Source organism: Paracoccus contaminans (genome assembly GCF_002105555.1).
Classification (GTDB): Bacteria; Pseudomonadota; Alphaproteobacteria; order Rhodobacterales; family Rhodobacteraceae; genus Paracoccus; species Paracoccus contaminans.
In genome coordinates, this window is sequence record NZ_CP020612.1 from 1106291 (window position 1) to 1127253 (window position 20963).

General features: G+C 64.4%; 10 protein-coding genes. 4 read left to right on the forward strand and 6 right to left on the reverse strand.

The annotated features are described in order from the left end of the window. Positions 1-3 precede the first annotated feature (3 nt). Genes B0A89_RS05255 through B0A89_RS05270 form a run of 4 tightly spaced genes read left to right on the forward strand, consistent with a single transcriptional unit; the run spans position 4 to position 12641 of the window. A complete protein-coding gene (locus B0A89_RS05255; protein ID WP_085377238.1) occupies positions 4-5178 on the forward strand; it encodes a DEAD/DEAH box helicase in 5175 nt (1724 codons plus the stop codon). Between the two features lie 4 nt (positions 5179-5182). Continuing rightward, positions 5183-7948: a DEAD/DEAH box helicase gene (locus tag B0A89_RS05260; protein ID WP_085377239.1), complete on the forward strand. Its 2766-nt coding sequence runs from the start codon at positions 5183-5185 to the stop codon at positions 7946-7948. 2 nt (positions 7949-7950) lie between these two features. Next, positions 7951-11880, forward strand: a complete 3930-nt coding sequence (locus B0A89_RS05265; protein ID WP_085377240.1) for an Eco57I restriction-modification methylase domain-containing protein — start codon at positions 7951-7953, stop codon at positions 11878-11880. Continuing rightward, positions 11880-12641 (forward strand): HNH endonuclease, encoded by a 762-nt coding sequence (locus B0A89_RS05270; RefSeq protein WP_085377241.1) that lies wholly within the window; start codon positions 11880-11882, stop codon positions 12639-12641. The genes B0A89_RS05265 and B0A89_RS05270 overlap by 1 nt, the downstream gene beginning before the upstream one ends. Before the next feature lie 226 nt (positions 12642-12867). Here the strand turns inward: B0A89_RS05270 and B0A89_RS05275 are convergent, their stop codons facing one another. The 6 genes from B0A89_RS05275 to B0A89_RS05300 are packed head-to-tail and all read right to left on the reverse strand — an operon-like array spanning position 12868 to position 20961. Continuing rightward, a complete protein-coding gene (locus B0A89_RS05275) occupies positions 12868-14790 on the reverse strand; it encodes a DUF2793 domain-containing protein (protein WP_085377242.1) in 1923 nt (640 codons plus the stop codon). A gap of 9 nt (positions 14791-14799) precedes the next feature. Beyond that, positions 14800-18765: a baseplate multidomain protein megatron gene (locus tag B0A89_RS05280; protein ID WP_085377243.1), complete on the reverse strand. Its 3966-nt coding sequence runs from the start codon at positions 18763-18765 to the stop codon at positions 14800-14802. Between the two features lie 9 nt (positions 18766-18774). Beyond that, on the reverse strand, positions 18775-19206 hold the full coding sequence (locus tag B0A89_RS05285) for an NlpC/P60 family protein (protein WP_420814433.1): 432 nt from the start codon (positions 19204-19206) through the stop codon (positions 18775-18777). Continuing rightward, positions 19206-20090: a DUF2163 domain-containing protein gene (locus tag B0A89_RS05290; RefSeq protein WP_085377245.1), complete on the reverse strand. Its 885-nt coding sequence runs from the start codon at positions 20088-20090 to the stop codon at positions 19206-19208. The genes B0A89_RS05285 and B0A89_RS05290 overlap by 1 nt, the downstream gene beginning before the upstream one ends. Further along, complete coding sequence (locus B0A89_RS05295; RefSeq protein ID WP_085377246.1) at positions 20087-20296, reverse strand: hypothetical protein; 210 nt, start codon at positions 20294-20296, stop codon at positions 20087-20089. Before B0A89_RS05295 ends, B0A89_RS05290 begins: the two co-directional genes overlap by 4 nt. Then, a complete protein-coding gene (locus B0A89_RS05300; RefSeq protein ID WP_085377247.1) occupies positions 20293-20961 on the reverse strand; it encodes a lysozyme in 669 nt (222 codons plus the stop codon). The genes B0A89_RS05295 and B0A89_RS05300 overlap by 4 nt, the downstream gene beginning before the upstream one ends. Positions 20962-20963: the final 2 nt, after the last annotated feature.

The window sequence follows — 20963 nt, forward strand, 5'->3', positions numbered from 1 at the left end:
TCCATGAAAGCTTTTGAATTCGACCACAATCTAATCGACTCCTATGCGCGCTTCTCGCGGTCGTTCAGCACCATCCGGGCACCGGACATCGCCGCCGAAGTCACGCGCCAATATGACGACGGCCGCTTCTGGCCCGACGCCCTTCTTTCGCTGAACCCCAAGTTCCTGTCAGGCCCCACGGTGGATGACCTTGTCGCGTCGGGGGATCTGGACGAGGCAACGGCCCGGATTTTCAGGATCGGCGCCACGCCCATCCGGTTTCACCGGCACCAGGCACAGTCCATCGCCAAGGCTCGGGCGGGTCAAAGCTTTGTCGTGACGACGGGCACAGGCTCAGGTAAATCCCTGTGCTTCTTTGTCCCCGTGGTCGATGCCATCGTTCGCTCGCGCAAGGCAGGGCAGCCGCGCAAGACGCGCGCCATCATCGTCTACCCGATGAACGCCCTCGCAAACAGCCAAATCAAAGAAATCGAGAAGTTCATTTCCCAATCCGGGTTGCCGGAAGAGCTGAAGCCTGTGGTCCGGCGATACACGGGTCAGGAGAGCCAGGAAGAGCGCCAGCGGATCGCTGACAATCCGCCCGATATCCTGCTCACGAACTTCATGATGGCCGAACTGCTCCTGACACGGCAGGATGCCCTTGATACCAAAGTCATCGACAATGCCACCGGGCTCGAGTTCATCGTGCTCGACGAATTGCACACCTACCGCGGCCGTCAGGGCGCCGATGTGGCGATCCTCGTGCGCCGCCTTCGGAACCGCTGTGCACCGGCCAAAGCGCCGATCTGCATCGGCACGTCGGCCACCATGGCAAGCGAGGGATCAGAGGCCGGTCGCGCGAAAGCAGTGGCCGATGTCGCCTCGCGCCTGTTCGGGGCGTCTATCGGCCCTGATGCCGTCATCGACGAGTCCCTTCAGCGCGCCACGGACGACCGCCTGAAGCTGGAAGATGTTCGGCCGCAACTCGCGACAACGCTTGGCAGCGACCTGCCGGAAACACTGACAGATGAGGCGCTGCGGCGACATCCCCTTGCTGTCTGGGCCGAGCTGGCGATCGGCCTTGATGACGGCCAGGAACTGAAGCGCAAGAAGCCCGTCCCGTTCGACGATGCTGTAGAACAGCTTGCGCAAGACAGCGGCCTCGACAAGGAAACATGCAGGAGAGGTTTCGAGCAATTCCTGACCCGCGTCAGCCTACCAGAGACCGAGCGCGGCGGCGAAGGGTCCGGCGCCTTCCTCGCATTCAAGCTGCATCGGTTCATTTCCGGCGCCGGAGAGATCTTCACGACGCTGACCGGTCGCCCGAGGCGGGTTCTGTTCGAGGGCCAGTTGGAAGACCCCGATGCCCCCGGCCATCGCCTCTATCCGACACGGTTCTGCAGGGAATGCGGCCACGAGGTCCATGTCGTCACTAAATCCGAGGATGCCGACGGGCTTCGCTTCCTACCCAGAAACATTGATGACACACCGATCCCGGACCCGGATGGCGATATAGCCGGCTATCTGACGCCCGTTGGCGGAAATGACCCGGACTACGCCTTCACCGGCGACGTGGAGACCTACCCGGAAGATTGGCGCGAAGAGCGCAACGGCATCGAACGCCTGCGCGCCAACCGCAAGGGCCGACTGCCGGAGCAGGTCACGGTGCGACCCGATGGACGCTACAGCCCGGACGGCGTCAGTTTCTGGTTCATTCCAGGCAAGTTCGGGTTCTGTCCCTGCTGCCTGGATCAACCCCATCCAAGCATGCGGGAGCGCAGCAAGCTTGCCGGCCTTTCGGGTGAAGGCCGAAGCTCGGCAACTACCCACCTCGTGTCGACAGCCCTTGAGTGGATGAATGGCGATGCCAGCGGCGTTCCCGCCGAGAAGCGAAAGCTGCTGGGTTTCACGGACAACCGCCAGGACGCTGCCCTTCAGGCAGGACATTTCAACGACTACCTGTTTGTCAGCTTGCTGCGCGGCGCCATCCTGCGTGCTGTCATCGACGCGGGCGCTGACGGCATGGCTGAGGATGAGTTCGGTCTGCGAGTGGTGAAAGCACTCGGCTTCACAGCATCGAACAAGGAAGCCCGCATCCATTGGATGCTAGACCCCGAAGCTGGCGCCGTGGTGCGCGAGGACGCCCAGCGTTCACTTGCCAAGGTGCTTGCCCACCGGGTCTGGACGGACCTGCGGCGGGGCTGGCGCTATACGAATCCCAGCCTGTCGGTCCTGAAGCTGGTCGACGTCGAATTCATTGGGCTCGACGACATCGCGCAAGACCGCGAAACCCTGATGGCGGTGCATCCGGCGCTCGGAGACCTGGATGCAGGAGCCTGCAAGAAGCTGCTCAAGGAAATCCTTGGCGCAATGCTGGAAGGTCTGGCCGTCAGCACCGAGGCCCTTGATCTGACCGTTCTAGACACAGTCGGCCAAAAGTCGCGGAACCTGTTGCGGGCGCCTTGGGCCATCGACCAAAAGGAAACGCCCCGAAGCCGGTCTACCCTGTTCCTGCAGGCGCCCGGAAAGGATCGTGTCGGGCTGCGAGAAGAGCAGACCATCATCCGTGCCGGCCACAACTCCCGGATCGGCCGGTCGATCAATCGCAGGAGCATGATCGGAACGAAGCTGAACAAGGACGAGTACCTTGCCGTCATGACCGGGCTTCTGGAACTGATGGCACGCGAAGGTCTGGTCTCGCTTGTCGAGATCGAGGCTGATCTCCTCGGGTGGCGGTTGTCGCCTTCAGCAGTACGTCTGGTCCCCGGAGAAGCTGTCCGCACCGGACAGGCGCAGGGGAACCGGTATTTCCACGACCTCTATAACGCCATTGCGACCGATCTTAAACGGGGCCGCAGCACCTATTGGGGTCTGGAGGGACGTGAACACACCGCTCAGGTTTCGCAAAAGCAACGCGAGTGGCGGGAGTGGCGGTTCCGCTTCGAGGATGACGATCGCGCGAAGCTCAAGGAGAACGTAGCCGAGATCAAGGCGTCCGGAGAGTCCGATCAGTTCCTGCCTGCGCTCTTCTGCTCGCCAACGATGGAACTCGGTGTCGATATTTCAGCGCTGAATGCCGTCTATCTGCGCAACGTGCCGCCGACACCTGCCAACTATGCACAGCGTGCTGGTCGGGCCGGTCGATCCGGACAGGCGGCGGTCATCGTGACCTATTGCGCGGCGCAATCCCCGCACGATCAGTATTTCTTCGAGCGCCGGAATGACATGGTGGCGGGCGTCGTCCGGCCGCCTGCGCTCGACATCACCAACGAAGAACTGGTTCGCTCGCACCTGCACGCAGTTTGGCTGGCAGAAGCCAAGCTGGCATTGTCGCCGGACATCCCCGAGATCCTTGACCTGAAGGAGGCGAAATACCCGCTGAAACAGGAGGTGATGGAGGTCATCAACCGGCCAAGCCTGGTGACGGCAGCGCGCGCGCCGATGAAGCGGGTGCTGGACCAGATCCTTGCATCAGTGGACGGCAAGAAACCGGCCTGGATGGGCGACGAGGATGATTTGATCCTCGAGGTCGCGATGCGCGCGCCGCAGGAATTCGACCGCGCGTTTGATCGTTGGCGCGAGCTCTACAACTCGGCGCGTACCCAGTTGATGGAGGCGAACAGCCGGTCCGAGATCACGGGCCTCTCCGGTGCAGACAGGCGCAAGATCAAGGCCGCCCAGATGCAGGCAAGCGACCAGATCGCCATCCTTGAACAAGGGAAGGCAACCAATGGGTCCGATTTCTATTCCTACAGATACCTTGCGACCGAAGGTTTCCTGCCGGGCTACAACTTCCCGCGGTTGCCGCTCTACGCCTTTGTCCCCGGCGAGGGCAAAGCCGGTTCCTTCCTGCAACGCGCAAGGTTCCTCGCGATTTCCGAGTTCGGGCCGCGCAGCCTGATCTACCACGAGGGCCGGGCTTACCGGGTGATGAAGGCCAAGCTGCCGCCCGAGGTCCGCACCGGCGATGGCTCGGAACTGGCCACCAAGGACATCTTCATCTGTTCCAACTGCGGCGCCTGCCACGAAGGTGAGGTCGAACGCTGTCACGCCTGCAACTCACCCATGGCGGGCGAAGTGCCGGTGCAGCGGACGCTCCGGATCGACAACGTCGAGGCGGCCCCTGCTGACCGGATCACCGCGAATGACGAGGAGCGGGTTCGCCAGGGCTTTGATATCCAGACCGTGTTCTCCTGGCCCCGCAAAGATGGGCGGCTCCAGGTGACAGAGGCTGATTTCCGTTGCGGCGAAACATCCATTCTTGCTCTTCAGTACGCCAACAGCGCCGAGATCAGCCGCATCAACAAGGGCCTGAAACGGCGCAAGAACCAGACCGTCTTCGGCTTCAACATCGATCCGCGCAGCGGCTACTGGGCAAAGTCGGAAGACGAGGAACCGGACGTCGATGTGCCGCCCGATGTCGTGCGGCCGGTGCGCATCGTGCCGATCGTGCGTGATCGCAAGAACGCGCTTCTGCTCCGCTTCCTCGATCCGGATGCCTATGCCCCTGAAACGATCGCCACCGTCCAACATGCGCTTCTGCGCGGAATCGCGGTCACCTATCAGCTTGAAGAGGGTGAGATCCTCGGCGAGCCATTGCCCGCCCGGGACAACCGGCGCTCGATCCTCGCTTATGAAGCGACCGAGGGCGGTGCCGGTGTCCTGAATCGCCTCGTCGAAGATCCACACGCCTTGGGCAAGGTCGCACGGGAAGCCCTTTCCCTGATGCATTTCGACAAGGTCGATGACGCCATCGCTGCGGGGGATGCGTCGCTCCTTGTCGACCGGGACAGCGGTGCCTGTGTCCGGGGCTGCTATCGGTGCCTGCTGTCCTATTTCAACCAGCCAGACCACGAGCTGATCGACCGCGCCAGCGCCGAGGCAAAGCAGATCCTGATCGATCTCGCCCGGGGTGAAATCGTACTGGCGGCCGGATCATCCCGCCCTGCTGGCGGCATCGACGGTTGGGATGTAGCCTTCAAGAATGCGGGCATTCCGGCCCCGGACGGCGCTTCCGTCAGCTTTGCGGACCAGGAGATGCGGTTTGCCTGGCGCACCCATTTTGTTGCCGCCTGCACCAGCGCTCTGTCCGAAGCTGCGCGAGAGATCGCTGACACCAAGGGCTGGACCCTTTTCGAATTGCCCGAGACTTGCGCGGACGGCGTGCCTGACGCGTTGATTTCGATGTTCAAGGATTGATCTGATGACCGTGAATTTTGCTCCCGGAGACCTGGTGCGCGCCCGTGGGCGGGAATGGGTGGCATTGCCGTCCCCGCGCGAGGGCATTCTGGCGTTACGCCCTCTTTCCGGCAGCGAGAATGACACGGTGATCCTTGACCCTTCGCTTGAAACCCAGCCGGTTGCCACTGCACGTTTCGACTTGCCCGCCGATGCCGTGCCAACTGTCCAGGCGAAGGCAGCGCTCCTGGCGGATGCGATGCGGCTGACACTTCGTAGGGGCGCGGGGCCGTTCCGTTCGGCCGCGCAACTGGCTTTCGAGCCCAGAACCTATCAACTCGTCCCCTTGCTGATGGCGCTTCGTCTGCAGGTGCCCCGACTGCTGATCGCCGATGATGTCGGAATCGGGAAGACGATCGAGGCAGGCTTGATCCTTCGCGAACTGATGGACCGTGGCGAAGTCGATGGTTTCTCGGTGCTTTGCCCACCGCACCTCGTCGAGCAGTGGGTCGGGGAACTGAAGCATCGGTTCGGGATCGAAGCGGTCGCCGTGACATCAGGCAGTGCCGCGCGGCTGGAACGCGGTCTTCCGCTGGCCCAGACGCTGTTCGATGCCTACCCCTATACCGTCGTCAGCCTTGACTACATCAAGGCCGAAAAGCGCCGTGAAGGGTTCGCACGTGCGTGCCCCGATTTCGTGATCGTGGACGAAGCCCATGCCTCGGTGGGCACGCACAAGGGCAAGCAGCAACGGTTTGAGCTGCTCGCAGGCCTTGCCCGCGATCCGGAGCGTCGGATGATCTTTCTCACGGCAACGCCCCACTCGGGCGACGAAGATGCATTCGGCCGCTTGCTTTCGCTGATCGACCCGTCCTTCGGCACGATGAACTTCGAGGACGCCCGCTACCGGGAACGCTTGGCGCGACATTTCGTACAGCGCCAAAGGATCGATCTCGTTTCCGGCGATTGGGACGAGAACCGTGCTTTCCCGAAGCATGAAACCACCGAGTCCCCTTATAGGCTATCGCAGCCACATCTCGATTTTCAGGACGCTGTGCTCGATTACTGCTTCGGCGTCGTCTCCCGCGCAGGATCCGGGCTTCGGGAAAGGCGTCTGGCCTTCTGGGGCACACTCGCCCTGATGCGCTGTGTGGGTTCGTCGCCGGCCGCCGCCTTGAGTGCGCTGCGCAACCGGATGTCCAATGAGAGCGACCGGCTTGAGCCGCAGATCTACGATGAGGACTCCGACGACGAAGACGCGGTGGATATTGAACCTGCGACCGGCTTTGACACGGATCCGGCCCTTCAGGCTTTGGTCGTCCACGCCGAAGAGTTGATCCACAAGCCGGATCCGAAGCTTGCGGCCCTCATCGATGCACTGACGCCACTGATCAAGAAGGGCGCGAATCCCGTCGTGTTCTGCCGCTTCCTGGCCACGGCCGAGCACGTTCGGGATGGCCTGCGGAAGGCCTTTCCCAAGCTGGTCGTCGAAGCGGTGACAGGCGTTCTGACGCCCGACGAGCGCCGTGACCGCGTGGCCGAAATGACCTCAGCCGACGACGAGAAGGAAGTCCAGCGCATCCTGGTGGCCACCGACTGCTTGTCCGAGGGGATCAACCTCCAGCAGTTGTTCGACACCGTCGTTCACTACGATCTGTCCTGGAACCCGACCCGGCATCAGCAGCGCGAGGGGCGTGTTGATCGCTTCGGCCAGCCAGCCGAACTTGTCCGATCGATCATGATGTTCTCACCGGACAGCGCCATCGACGGGGCCGTCCTGGATGTCGTCCTGCGCAAGGCGGAAGAAATCCGCAAGGCGACTGGTATCACCGTTCCTTTGCCGGACGAGCGTGGGCCGGTCACCGACGCCCTGATGGCAGCCGTAATGCTGCGGCAGGGTAAATCCCAGCAGCTGGCCTTCGACTTGCGCCTTGAAGACGGCACCCGGGCGATGGAGGCGCGGTGGCGTGACGCCTCCGAGAACGAAAAGAAATCCCGCGCGCGCTTCGCCCAGAATGCGATGAAGCCGCAGGAGGTTGCCCCGGAATGGGAGAAGGTCCGCACCCTGCTCGGATCGCCAGAGGATGCCAAGATATTCATCGAACGGGCAATGTCGCGTTTCGGCGTGCCGCTGGAACCGCGCAAGACGCTTCTGATCGCCCATGTCCATGCGTTGGAAGCGGGCCTGAAAGAACGTCTCGCCCAGCGCAACCTGGCTGGCTCGGTCCGTCTTGCGATGACTGAACCCGCGCCATCGGGGACTGAGCTGCTCACCAGGACACATCCCCTGACCGCAACCCTCGCAGAGGCGCTGGTCGAGGCCTCACTCGACCCGGAGGCGCTGTCCGGTCTCGGAATCGGTCGGGTTGGCGCTTGGCCTACCTCCGCCGTCCAGCAGATGACCCGGCTGGCACTCCTTCGGATCCGGTTCAAGCTGACCGTCCATGCACGGAAGGAGCGCCTGCTCCTTGCCGAGGAGGCCGCCCTGGTCGCGATACAGGGTGGCCGGATCGTTGCTGCTGGCGAAGCCGCCCGCGAACTTCTGAACACGCCAGCGGACGCTGACCTCGCTCCGTCGGCACGCGACCGCTTCATCGCCAAGGCCAAGGAGGATCTGCCCGGCCTGCTCGACGGCCCCTTGGCTGAGTTCGTCAGAACCAGAGCCGAAGAACTCATGCAGGATCATGCCCGCTTGCGCGCTGCGGCGGGTTCCGCCTCGCGCGTCACGGTGGAGGCTGTTCTCCCGCCTGACGTCATCGGTCTCTTCGTCCTGATGCCGAGCGAGGTCTGATCATGGCGCGCAAACCCGTCGTCGACATGTCCGCCTGGCCTTCGCTCAGCCTCGAAGGCAATCTTATCGCGCCTGCCATGGTTGCCAGCGTGGACCGCCGCGAGGCATCTGAGCAGACCGAGGCCGACTATCGCATCCGAAAGGGTCTGACGATCCGCGAGGAAATCTCGACCGCCTTCCGGGTCGGCCAGTCGCACTTCGACACCTTCGCCAGGATCGCAAATCCCTCGGCCGATGCGACGCGTCGGTTCATCAAGGCCTTCCTGCAGGAAACCTTCGGCTTCGATGACTTCGCCCCAGCGGAGGGCGCCCTTTCCTTCATTGCGGGTGGCCGGGTGCCGATTGTGGTCGTGCCCCCGTCTGACGAAAAGCTCGACCGGCGCAGCGCAACCCTATCGACCGACCGCACACGCTCGCCCGCTTTCGCCCTTCAGGACCACCTGAACGAGCATGACGATACCCTCTGGGGCCTTGTCACTAACGGAACCCTGATCCGCCTGATGCGCGACAACGCATCGTTGACCCGCCCGGCCTATATCGAGGCCGACCTCTCCCAGATCTTCACCAACGAGGATGCCGCCTCCTTCGCCGTTCTCTGGCTGCTGATCCACCGCACCCGCTTTGGCGTCGCGGGCGCCCCGGCCACCGATTGCGCGCTGGAGCGCTGGCGCGACGCGGGGTCCAAGGAAGGCGAGGTCGCCCGCGACCGGCTGGCCGTCCAGGTCCAGATCGCGCTCAAGGTTCTCGGCTCCGGCTTCCTCGAGGCCAACCCCGACCTGCGCGACAAGCTGAAATCGGGCGAGATCAACTTGACCGAATGGTTCAACGAACTTCTCCGCCTCGTCTACCGCCTGATCTTCTTGATGGTGGCCGAGGATCGCAACCTCCTGCACTCTGAAAAGGCCAAGCCCGACGCCCGCAAGCTTTATGCCGAAGGCTACAGCCTCGCCGCCCTGCGCGCCCAATGCTACCGCGCCGCCTCGTGGGACAAGCATCACGATCGCTACGAGGGCATCAAGATCGTTTTCCACGCGCTCACCCACGGGCAAGAGGCGCTGGCGCTCCCGGCCCTTGGCGGCCTATTCGCGGGCGACAAGCTGCCCCACCTTGAAACCGCCCGCCTGCGCAACCGCGCTTTCATGGAGGCGCTCTACCGCCTGTCTTGGCTTGACCAGAAAACCGGCATGGTTCCCGTCAACTGGCGCGCGATGGAGACCGAGGAACTCGGCTCCGTCTACGAATCCCTCCTCGAACTGCAGCCGCAGCTCGGCGATGACGGCAAGACGCTGGTCTTCGCCTCCGAAGCGGCCGAGCAAAAGGGCAACCAGCGCAAGACCACCGGCTCCTACTACACGCCCGACAGCCTCGTTCAGGCGCTGCTCGACACAGCACTCGACCCCGTGCTCGACAAGACCGAGGCCGAGGCGGACGATCCCGCCAAGGCGCTGCTGAAGCTCTCGGTCATCGACCCCGCCTGCGGATCGGGCCACTTCCTGCTGGCCGCCGCCCGCCGCATCGCCACGCGGCTTGCGCGCATCCGCGCCGATGGCACGCCCTCGCTCGCCGATTTCCGCCACGCCCTGCGCGATGTCGCGCGGTCCTGCCTGCACGGGGTGGACCGCAACCCGATGGCGGTAGAGTTGACCAAGGTCGCGCTGTGGATCGAGACGGTGGACCCCGGCCTTCCCCTCGGCTTCTTTGACGCGCAGATCCGCTGCGGCGATGCGCTGCTGGGGGTGTTCGACCTGAAGGTGCTGCAGGACGGTATCCCCGATGCCGCCTACAAGCCGCTGACGGGCGACGACAAGGATACGGCGCGCTACTACCTGCAGGCCAACCGCGCCGCGACCTCGGGGCAAGGCGGGTTCGACTTCGGCACGGGACAAGTCGCCATGCCCGAGATGAAACCGCTGGCGCTGGATTTCTCGGGGTTCCGCGATCTGCCCGAGGATACGGTGGAGCAGATCGGGGCCAAGGCCGCGCGGTTCAAGGAGCTGCGCAAGGGGCAGGCCTTTGTGCGCGCGACGACGGCGGCGAACCTCTATGTCGCGGCCTTCCTGTTGCCCAAGGTGGGCGGCGCACCGGCGGGGGCCTCGGCCCGCACCGTGCCGACGACCGAGGAGCTGTGGCTGGCCCTCAATCAGGGCAAGATCAGGCAGGCGATGCTGGACGCGCCCAAGGCTGCCCGCCGCGCCCGCGCCTTTCACTGGCCGCTGGAGTTCCCCGATGTGATGCAGCGCGGCGGGTTTGATGTCGTGCTGGGCAACCCGCCGTGGGAGCGGATCAAGCTGCAGGAGCAGGAGTTCTTCGCCAGCCGCTCTCCTGAAATTTCTGGTGCCCAGAATAAGTCGGAACGAAGCAAGCTGATCAAGGCGCTTGGCGCAACACCGGAGGGTAGTCCCGAACACACATTGCATCTGGCATTTGAAACCGCGAAGCGCGAGGCAGAGGCGACCAGCGAATTCGTCCGAGTGTCGGGCGAGGACGGTGGTCGCTTCGCCCTGACCGGCAGGGGTGACGTCAATACCTATGCCCTTTTTGCTGAACTCTTCGCCAAATTATCTAGACATCGGGCAGGTGTCATCGTGCCAACAGGCGTCGCTACCGATGCGACCACCGCGCCGTTTTTCGCACACCTGGTTTCCGAGAGGCGGCTAGCGCAACTGGTGGATTTTGAGAATTCCGCACCGCTCTTTGTTGGTGTGCATCGCAGCTTTAAGTTTAGTTTGCTGACGCTTGGTCGGAACGAAGGCACGGCACGTTTTGCGTTTTACATCACGTCGCCGTCGCAATTGGCGGAGCCAGAGAGAAACTTCAGCCTGACATCGACCCAGATTGCTCGATTGAACCCAAATACAAAAACCGCCTCAGTATTTAGAACCCGAGCAGACGCAGAAATCACAACCAAGATCTATGAGAACTCAACAATCTTAGTGCAAAATGAACTCGGGGCAGATGGCAACCCTTGGGGTGTCAAATTTTCAATTCTGTTTCATATGGCGAACGACAGTCATCTGTTTCAGACAACTTCATCCCTTGCGGCCCTAGGGTATTCCCAAGAAGGGGCTAATTGGACTTCCAGAGAAATCACGTCGAGTCCGGAGGTATACCTGCCCCTGTTCGAGGCTAAGATGTTTGATATCTACGACCATCGTTCGGCGTCATACGAAAGTCGCGGAGATGAACGTGGCAATAGAGTCCTGCCTGATACGGAACTTCATCACCACATGAACCCCGAGTACGAGGTTCAGCCATTTTACTGGGTTTCAAAAACCGATGTAAAAGCAGCGCTGGATGATTACTCGCTTGGGGCAATGCTGGTGTTCAACAAGGTAACAGGCATCGGAAATGAGCGCTCTTTCATTCCAACCCTTATGCCAATTGCGGGCTTTGGGGATAGCTTGAACCTGATGAAATCCGATCAGCCAGCGACCTTGTACGCCTGCCTGTATGCAAACTGTGCATCCCTTTGCTTTGATTTTGTGGTTCGCCGAAAAGTTGGTGGGGTGAATATCAATTTCTTTCACGTTGAGCAGTTGCCCGTGCTCCGCCCCAACTTCTACACCGAATCCCGCCTCGCCTTCATCACCCCGAAGGTGCTGGAACTCACCTACACCTCGCACAGCCTCGCCCCCTTCGCCCGTGATCTGGGCCATGACGGCCCGCCCTTCGCCTGGGACGAGGACCGCCGCGCCCGCCTGCGTGCCGATCTCGACGCCTTCTATGCCCGCGCCTACGGCCTGACCCGCGACGAGCTGCGCTACATCCTCGACCCCGCCGACGTGAAGGGCCCCGACTACCCCTCGGAAACCTTCCGCGTCCTGAAGGAAAAGGAAATCCGCCAACACGGCGAATACCGCACCCGCCGCCTCGTCCTTTCCGCCTGGGACCGGATGGAGGCGAACGGCGAATTCACGGCGATGGGGATGTGATGATCGAGGCCCCCCAATCCTTCGTCGTCAGCCAGGAATGCCAGAAGGCTGCCTGGCAGAACGGCTATCGCCGCGCCCTGGGCGAAGCGGACGGCTGGGCGCGCTATGGATCCACCACCGCGAAGGGCACGGTGTGGTTGGCGGCGGCAAGACATGAAGGGCCGTGGTTCCTGGCCCTCGATCACCTTGGTATTGTCGAGGATCTGAACCTGCCGACGGCCGAAGTGCCGGGCCCGGGCCTCGTCCGCTACGCCTTCCCGGACCTGACCGCGCTTTATGCCGTGATGCCTCGGGTCTACCAGTTGGGCGTAACGCTGCCCGATGGCCCGCTCGAGGAATTCCGTGCGGCCGTGGCCAACCTGCCCAAGAGCACCGAGGCCGAGAGGTTGATCATCCAGCGCGTTGGTCAGGACATCTTCCGCGACCGTCTGATGACCTACTGGCAAGGCTGCTGCCCGCTGACCGGGATCACCGATCCGGCGCTCTTGCGCGCAAGCCACATCATCGCCTGGAAGGATTGCGCCAGCGACGCCGACCGGCTGGACGTACATAACGGCCTGCTGCTTTCGGCCCTTTGGGATGCGGCCTTCGACCGGGGGCTAGTTACGTTCGATGATGACGGACATCCGCAATTCTCGCCAAAGCTGAGCGAGACGGCGCGCGCAGAGCTGCGCTGGCAATCTCCCATCCCGTTGACCGACAAACACCGCGCCCGCCTTGTCTGGCATCGGACAGAAGCCTTTGAGGACATCGAACCGTGAAACCTCGCTCGATCCGCTGACAGGTGCACAATTGTGCCCACCGCCGCACGAGACAGGTGCAGCCTTGTCGTGCAACCATTCCGGCGCAGCGAATCCCTGCCGCTCCTTGAAACCGTGAACCTGTGAGCCGGGCCGGGCGATGCGCTGCGGTTGAGGCGTTCGGCGCTTCCCATTTTGATGTCGCCCGGCCCGGGCTTCACACAAGTTGGTTCTCCATGAAGCCGGATCAGAAATCGGTCTCGAGGTAAACCCCGGCGCAGTCGTAGGCGACGGCGGCGGCTGTCGCGCCGGTGTTCATGAACAGCCGCGGCGACAGGAACTGCGTCGCGGCGGGCAGGTCAGCGGTGATCTCCTGCTCGAAGATCGCGCCTGAGACCTCGTCGACCACCCGCACCCAGACGGATGACCCATTCGGTGGGGCGGCGATGAACAGGGTCAGCACCCCGCCCGTGGCAATGGCAAAGCTCGCGCCCATGTCGGTCAGGGTCGGCGCTCCGGTGCCGTCGTTCGCGACCAGCTGCCAACGGGTGTGCGTCCCGCGCTGGAATCCGATGCCGATGCAGTTGATGGCGGCCGCCAAAGTCAGGGTGGTGGCCAGCGCGGCCGTAGATCCGTAGAGGCCGAAGAACCCCATGCCGGTCGCCTGCAGGGTCGTGAGCGAGATACGCGTCACGAAGGTCCAGCCCCCGAGGCCTGCCGCATTTCCGCGCCAGCAGGCCCAGCCTGCCGATCGCTGATCGGCGACCGAGTCCACGACCGCCGCCGAAGTCAGGCGCCAGCGGCGCATGCTGGCAGCGAGGTTCGTGGCGGCGAGCGTCGGGTGCGAAACGGTGCCGACCGAGGTGATCGGCATGCCTTCAGTGGTGATTGTTGTCGTGACGGATGGCGACCACGTCGCAATGCGGTTCACCCCGAAGTGCGGCTGCAGGGGAAAGTCCCGGCCCGATGGGCGCATGACATCGATCCACGGTGCGCCGGCCCGGTTGCGAGCATAGAGGGTGGCCTTGCCGGTGGGCGGCGGGGTCGGCGCGGCGCTGAGGCCCGGCAGGACCGTCGGCTGCGGCAATTCCAGCTGGCCATTGGTCCGGTCGATCCTGATCGCGTCGTAGAAGGCCGACCCGTCCGGGCTGACCTTGAAGCTGAAATCGTCGTTGCCGAGAAGCCCGATCAACGCCCGCGCCGAAAACCCGGTCTTGAAAGCAAAGGCGGCGTCGTTCCCCGCGGCCGCCTTGTTCACCGTCGCCTCGATCCCTGCGCCTGCGTTGTTCAGAAGCACCGCAGGCGTGTTGACCGACATCCGGTTGTAACTGTCGGCCGTGGCCCCGCCGAGGCCCAAGTGCTGCGCGGTAAGGTTCGCCTGCGGCATGCCGACCTGCGTGACCGCATTGGCGAAGGTGACCGTGGGCGTGTTCACCACCGTCGTGCCTGCGGCCCCCGCCGTGGCCGAGCCGACGTTGACGATAGTGGTCGATCCTGATGCGCCGCCTGTGCCGAGGTTCACGGTCTTGGTGACGCCGGTGGTCGTCGCTCCTGTGCCAATGCCGTAGGTGGCGGTCGTCGTCGCCGTACCGATGCTGGCCAAGGCCGCAGAGACGGTGACAGTGCCCGAGGCGGTCAGCGTGCCGGAGAAGGTCTTATTGCCCGTGAAGGTCTGGGTGCCCGCGAGGATCGCCAGTTCCGACGAGGTGTTCGGCAGTGTGAAGGTGCGTGTCGTACCGGTGGTGATCCCCGACAGCGAAAACAGCGCCTTCTTCGTCGGATCGGCGTCGTTGACGAGGCTGAAGATCGCGTCAGACACATCCTGCGGCACGCCGACCGGGTCCCAGGCACTTCCATTCCAGACAACAAAAGCCTGCTCGGCCGCGATCCAGACCAGCCAGCCTTGCCGCGGAACAAGGCGCAGCCAGACGCCATCGACCCAGAAGGCCACGTTCAGATCCCAGCCGGCCCAGAGACCCGTCGCCGCCGAGGCCACGAGGTGCCGGTCGCCATCGGAGGGGCTCGCAGGCGGCGTGGTGCGCGTCCGGTCGAGGACTGACAGTTGCACCATGGCGTCGAGCAGGCGCAGCGCCTCGTTGTGGGTGACATGCTTATGGGCTTGGGCCGCCAGCAGGTAAGGCAGGCCAAGGTGGGTGGAGGTGTCAGACATGACGGGCCTTCAGAACTGGAGGGTGACAGCGGCGGGATCGCCGCGGCCGAGGCGGTTCGAGAGCTGGTAAATGCGGATGGCCAGTGTCTGGCCGGGGGCCAACGGCGCGCCCCAGTCGGCGGTCTGCTGGGCAGCGGTGTAGAGGACGGATGTGGTGCTGCTGCTCAGCGTGCGCTTGACGACAGCTCCGTCGAGGATCTGGACGTCGTAGCTTTCCAGGTCTTCGGCCAGCGGCACCTCGACCTGTTCCCAGGCATCGGCCACCAGCGCGCGGGATCGCCGCGTCCAGCGGATCGTCAAATCGCCCGGGCTGCGCGCCGTGCGCCACGGCTGCGCGACATGCACCGGGGCGAAGGGCACGAGGCCGCGACCGGCTGGCGTGAAGGCCAGCGCGGTGTAGCTGGCGTCACTGACGGACCGCGCCGCGGGACCAATTCGCCAGTTCCACGGCAGACCGAGATCGGCTTCGGCGATCGGCAGCGGGGCAAGGGCAGAGTCCAGCACAACCACCCGCGCGCCTAGCGGGGTCGGATTGCCAATAGCACCTTCCGTTCCACGCTGACCGCGCAACAGGCGGGTCAGGCGATAGCGACCGGGGGCGATCAGTTCGGCGACACCCGCTTGCACGATTTCCCATTTGCCCAGTGTGGATTCCACTGCCAGCGCATTGGCACCGCCAAACAGGGTCAGATCGGTGACGCTTTCCAGCGTGCCGGAGGCCAGATCGACGACCAGCGCATTGCCGAGATCGAAGCGAGAGGTCGGGCCCGGGTAGAAGTCCGACACCAGTGTACCGATCCGGGCACGACTACCGAAGGTGGTCAGCAAGGCGAACCCATCGATGGAGGGGCTGCGGAATACGGCCATCTCGCCCGGCCAAGGAACGGAATAGGCCGCGACCATCGGCCGATGCGCAGGCTGGTCTTCGGACAGTTGCGGCAGGTCGAGAAGCACGACGTCCGGGGCGCCGAAGACCACCGACCGGGTCAGCGAGGCCGGTCGCGGATCGCCGGGCGGCAGATCGTAGGCGGCGCGATCCTGGCGGACGGCCTCGATGCCGCGCCCCTCGGAATCCGCAATGGACACCAGCCGCAACTCGATCTCGCGGCTGTCATGGACCAGCCGGATCACATCGGCGGGGTCTAGCGCCAGTCGCGACGGCGGCAGACGGAAGGAGGCTGTCTCCCGCCCGATCCAGGCCTCCATCAGCGCGCGGCGGCAGCGGCGTTCGGCCTCCTCGGGCGGGATCGCCATCGGGAAGCTTTCCGAGGCGATGCGGGTGGTGTCGACGGTAATACGGCGGGCCTCGACAAGCGCCGCGTCATAGTCCTCGTCGGCGCGGGCGACCTGCCATTTCAGTGCCTGCGGCAGTTCGGTTTCCTGCGCGCGGACCAGTTCCAGCGCCTCGCCTTCGCGCGATGCCACGAGGTCGTCATGGGCCACGGTGAGAACGGACGCCCTCCCCCGCATGACGAAGCGGATCATGCCTTCGGTCTCGATGGCATCGAACCCGAAATGTCGGGCCAGCGTGCTGATGGATGATCGCGGCGCTTCCAGCGCGGTGATGGCGTAACCTTCGACAGCCCCCCAGAGGCCGGACACGTCGATCAGAGCTTCAGGCATTCCGGCGCGCAGGCAGAGGTTCCGCACCAGCGCCGCCAGCGACACCGCCCCCAGCCGCCCGGTCAGCCAGTGGCCCAGCCGCCAGTTCGGGCCATCGGTCCAGACATCGGTCAGTTCGGGGAAGAAGGGATAGGGCCGCGCGTCCCAAGTCCAGGCCGCGCATTCCGGCGCATGCACCATGCGGCCGCCATAGATGCCGGAGGTCGGATTGTTGGCCGGGTCGCCCCAATGCAAATAGCTCGCCTCCAGATAGGCCCGCTGGATCGCGTCGTCCCGCCACCCGCGCGAGAAATACGGCGTGAAGCTTTCCGAGGATTTCGGGTCGAAGAAGACGTTGGGCTGATTGGTGCCCCGGTCGATGGCCGGGCAGCCCAGTTCGGTGAAGCGGATGGGCTTCGATTGCGGGATCCATGCAGTGGATGCACCGCTCTCCACCCCGCCCGGCCGGTTGTAATGCGGGTTCGTCCACCAGGCGCGGATATCCTTGGGGCGAAAGACCCACGGCTTGCCCACCGCGCCATCCGTGATGGCCGTGCGGATCTGCGCGGAGCGGTCGGCGGCGCTGGCATAGAACCAGTCGAACCCTTCACCGCCCGCGATGTTCGCCTGCAAATAGGCGCGGTCGTAAATCGCAGGCCAGCCTTCGAGCGCATCTGCATGATCGAAGCCATCCCGCCAGTCCGACAAGGGCAGGTAGTTGTCGATGCCGACGAAGTCGATGTTGGTGTCCGACCAGAGCGGATCGAGGTGGTAATAGACATCGCCGCTGCCGTCTTGCGGATGATGGCCGAAGTATTCCGACCAGTCGGCGGCATAGCCGATCTCCGTGCCCGCGCCGAGAATGGTCCTCACGTCGGCAGAAAGGGTCTTGAAGGCGGTCACGGCGGGATAGGTGCTGGTGCTGGACCGGATGGTGGTCAGGCCGGGCATCTCGGTGCCGGTCAGGAAGGCATCGACCCCGCCTGCTGCGGCACAGAGATGCGCGTAGTGCAGCACCATTCGGCGCAAGCCCCAGTCGCTGGGCGAGCCAGTAAAGCTGACAGTCTCGCCCGAAACGCTGAAATTCCCCGGCGTCGCTGTACCGAACAGCGCCGACACTTGCGTTGCCGCCGTGCCGGTCTTGTCGACCGATCCGGCAAAGCCCGCTGCCGGGGAACAGGTGATCCGCCCCCGCCATGGAAATGCGGGCTGGCCGGGCGTGGCGGCATTGGCGCTGTAGGGGTTCGGCAGCGTGTTGCCGGGCGGCACATCCATCAGCAGGAAGGGATAGAAGGTGACGCGCAGCCCCCGCGCCTTCATCTCCTGGATCGCCTGAACCACGGCAAAGTCGGCAGGCGTGCCGCCATAGACCGGACGATCCTCGGCGTCACGGCTGACCAGATGCGCGCTGGCCCGGCTGACCCCGTTCACCGACCAGTTGGCGGGTGTGGTGGCTTTGGAGGCAACCTCGACGCCGGGCTTCACCTTGCAGACCCCAGCGCGCAGGTCGTTGCCGAACCAGGTCACGACGAGGCTGACGCTCTCGACCGCCGGGGCCATGGCCTGCAGCCGGTCCAGCGCCACGACGATGTCGGGCTGGTCGGGCTGCGCGTTCAGGTTCTCGGCAACCGTCGCGCCACCACTACCTTTGCGGATGGCATCGGTGGCATAGGTGAACTCGCCCGAAGCCGGGATCAAGGTGACGGCGCGGGTCAGGCCTTCGGCGGTGTCGGCATCGGCCAGCGGGCGGAACACCTCGAAGCTGAGTTGCGGCAGGCGGTTGCCGAAGGTCGCCAGCGCCAGATCCTCGAACACGACATAGGCCGTGCCGCGATAGGCTGGGGTGTTGGCCGCGCCCATCTTGGCTGCAATGAACGGATCGGCGGTTTGCGCCTCGTTGCCGGGATACCAGCGCCAGGTCACGGCGCCCAAGTCCATTGCCTTGCCATCGGCCCAGACGCGGCCAATGCCGGTGATCGGACCCTCGCAGAGCGCCACGGCGAACGACGCATAGTAGAGGTATTCGGTGGTCTTGACCTTGCCGCCGCCACCGCCCTTGCCGCCGCCTTGGGTGGTGGTCTTGGTCTCCTCCCGGAAATCGGTGGCCCAGATGATGTTGCCGCCGATGCGCATCCGGCCGTAAAGCCGCGGGATCACCGCGCCTTCCGTGGCCGAGGTGATGCGCAGCGTGTCGAGCCGCGCGCCCTCGATCCGTTGAGCCGGGGCCAGCGACGACACGATCCAGCTGTCGACCACAGAGCCCACGGTCGAGCCGATAAAGCCGCCGATGGCCGCCCCAGAAAAGCCGAGGATCGCACCGCCAAAGGCTCCGCCGATGGCAGTGCCGACAGCGCCGAGGACGAGCGTGGCCATGGAAAACTCTCAGCGTTGGGGAAAGAGGAAGGCTAAGGCGATGCGGCGTCGCCACGTTGGGGTCAGCGGTTCCTCGATCACGCCGAGCCGCTCGTAGGCGTGCAGGAAGGTGTCGGGACCGGTGAGGATGCCAACATGCTTGGCAATGGCACGGGGCATCATGCGAAACAGGATCAGCGCGCCGGGCGGGGCATCGGTGGGTGCGATCTCCGGCAACATGCGGCGCGCGCCATCGGCCAGAACTTCGCGCGGGCCACTTTCACCCCAGTCCCGGCTGTAGGGCGGAATCGGGAAAGGTTCCGGCCCCACCACCTCACGCCAGACGCCGCGCGCCAGACCAAGGCAATCGCAGCCGACGCCTTTCAGGCTGGCTTGATCGTGGTAGGGCGTACCGAGCCAGGACCGCGCGATGGCAATGACCCTGTCGGAATCGACCGAAATCACAGCACAGCCCCCTCGTGGCCGCCGTCAGTGGTGGCATAGCGCAGGACCGCATCCTGGCCGGGGATGTTGGGGAAGCCTCGGAAGTTAGTGACATTGGCGAACTTCGTGCCGCAGGTCGCGATGCGCTTGTCGCATCCGGCGCGGATGGTGAAGGTGTCCGTCGCGGCGATGGCGCGCACCGGGGCTTCCAGCAGGGTCAGGATGGCGACACCGTCGACAAGGTCATGCGACAATACCTCAGCCCGCCGCCCGACATTGGCCCCACTCGTCCAGTCGAGGGTGCCGAAGGTGAACCAGCCGGACGTGAAACCACCAAGCCCTGAGGCTGTGAAGGCCCGGTCGCGCAGCGTGTCGATGATCGCACCGGTGTCCTTGAACGCCGGGGCCTCGAGATTGACCCCGCAACGCGCATCGCCAAGGGCGGCATCGCAACTCGCCTGAAACGTTCGCCCGACCGTCTGGCCAAGAACATGCGCAAGGGATCGCACCTCGGCCACGAACGCCAGCCGCCCGCGCCGGATCTGACCGATAGCGCCACGCCGCATCAGCAGGCGCTGGGAGGTCGCGGCCCAGTTCACCCGCCACACTTCGACGGAGGCATTGTCCCAGCGGCCGTCGAGGATATCCGTCTCGGTGATCCGGTCGGAGGACAGCACACCTTGGGCATCCTGCGCATCGACAGACAAGTCAGTCCCCGACCGCACTTCGGAGGCCGCGAAGCCGCTCTCCGGCTCGAAATCGGTGCCATCGAATGTCAGGGTTCGGTCGTGGTCGGTGAAGCCAAGCGTCACCCCATCGGCCCGCACGATCCGCCAGCACCAGGCCAGCGTCGTCGTGCCCTCGTCGAGATGGGCCTGCAGCGCAGGTTGGAGCGCCTTCACTTCCGCCCCCAGCCCCGCCACAGGGCGACCGAGGCCAACGCCGAAGAGACCACGCCCCCGGCTGTGCCAGTCAGGGCATAGAGATTGAACGGACGCAGATCAAAGCTCCCGGTCACCAGATCGAAATCCGCCAGCCCGGCCATGGCCAGCCCGGAGGCGGCAAGACAGGCCAGATAGACAAGCCCTCGTGCGAGGTTCCAGTTCATGATGTTGCCTTTCCTTTGAGAAAATCCATCAGCCGCTGCCACCACGACGGGGCGGTAGACGGTTGGGTCGGTACCGGCAGTGGCACGGTCGGCGGCACGCGAGTGCTCGCCGGACGCAGCAATGCCAGCGCCTCGGTCTCGGTAAGTCGCCGAATGGGCCTCGAGAAATCCACCCGTCCGTTGCGATCCACCGCCCAGACCGGAATGGTACCGGTCGGATAGCGGCCGTCGCGGAACAGATCGCGTTCGGCCTCGCGGCGAGCGCGGATCGCGGCTGGGCGGAGCCAGCCCATGAACCCTTGCGCTGCGGCGGCGCGGTTGCCCGCGTTCAGATGGCGGGTCAGCGATGCCTTGGCGATGCCACCGGTATTGTAGTGGAAGCTGACCAGCGCATCGAACTCGTGCGGCTCCAGCTGCACCTTCACCGCGCGCAGAACTTCTGCCTCGTAGGCCACGATGTCTGCGCGGAAGAGCCGGAACGCTTCGCGGATCCCGGCGTCGAGATCGGCGGGCATGCCGCGCGGCATCCGCGCCGGATCGGGCGGACCGGCGGCTGCAGTATGGCCGATGCCGAAGGTCCAGACGTTTTTGACGTCGAGATAAGGTCCGGGCACGAGTCCTTCGTGCCGGACAAGGGCCAGCAGGCCCCGATCAGTCATTTGCATGG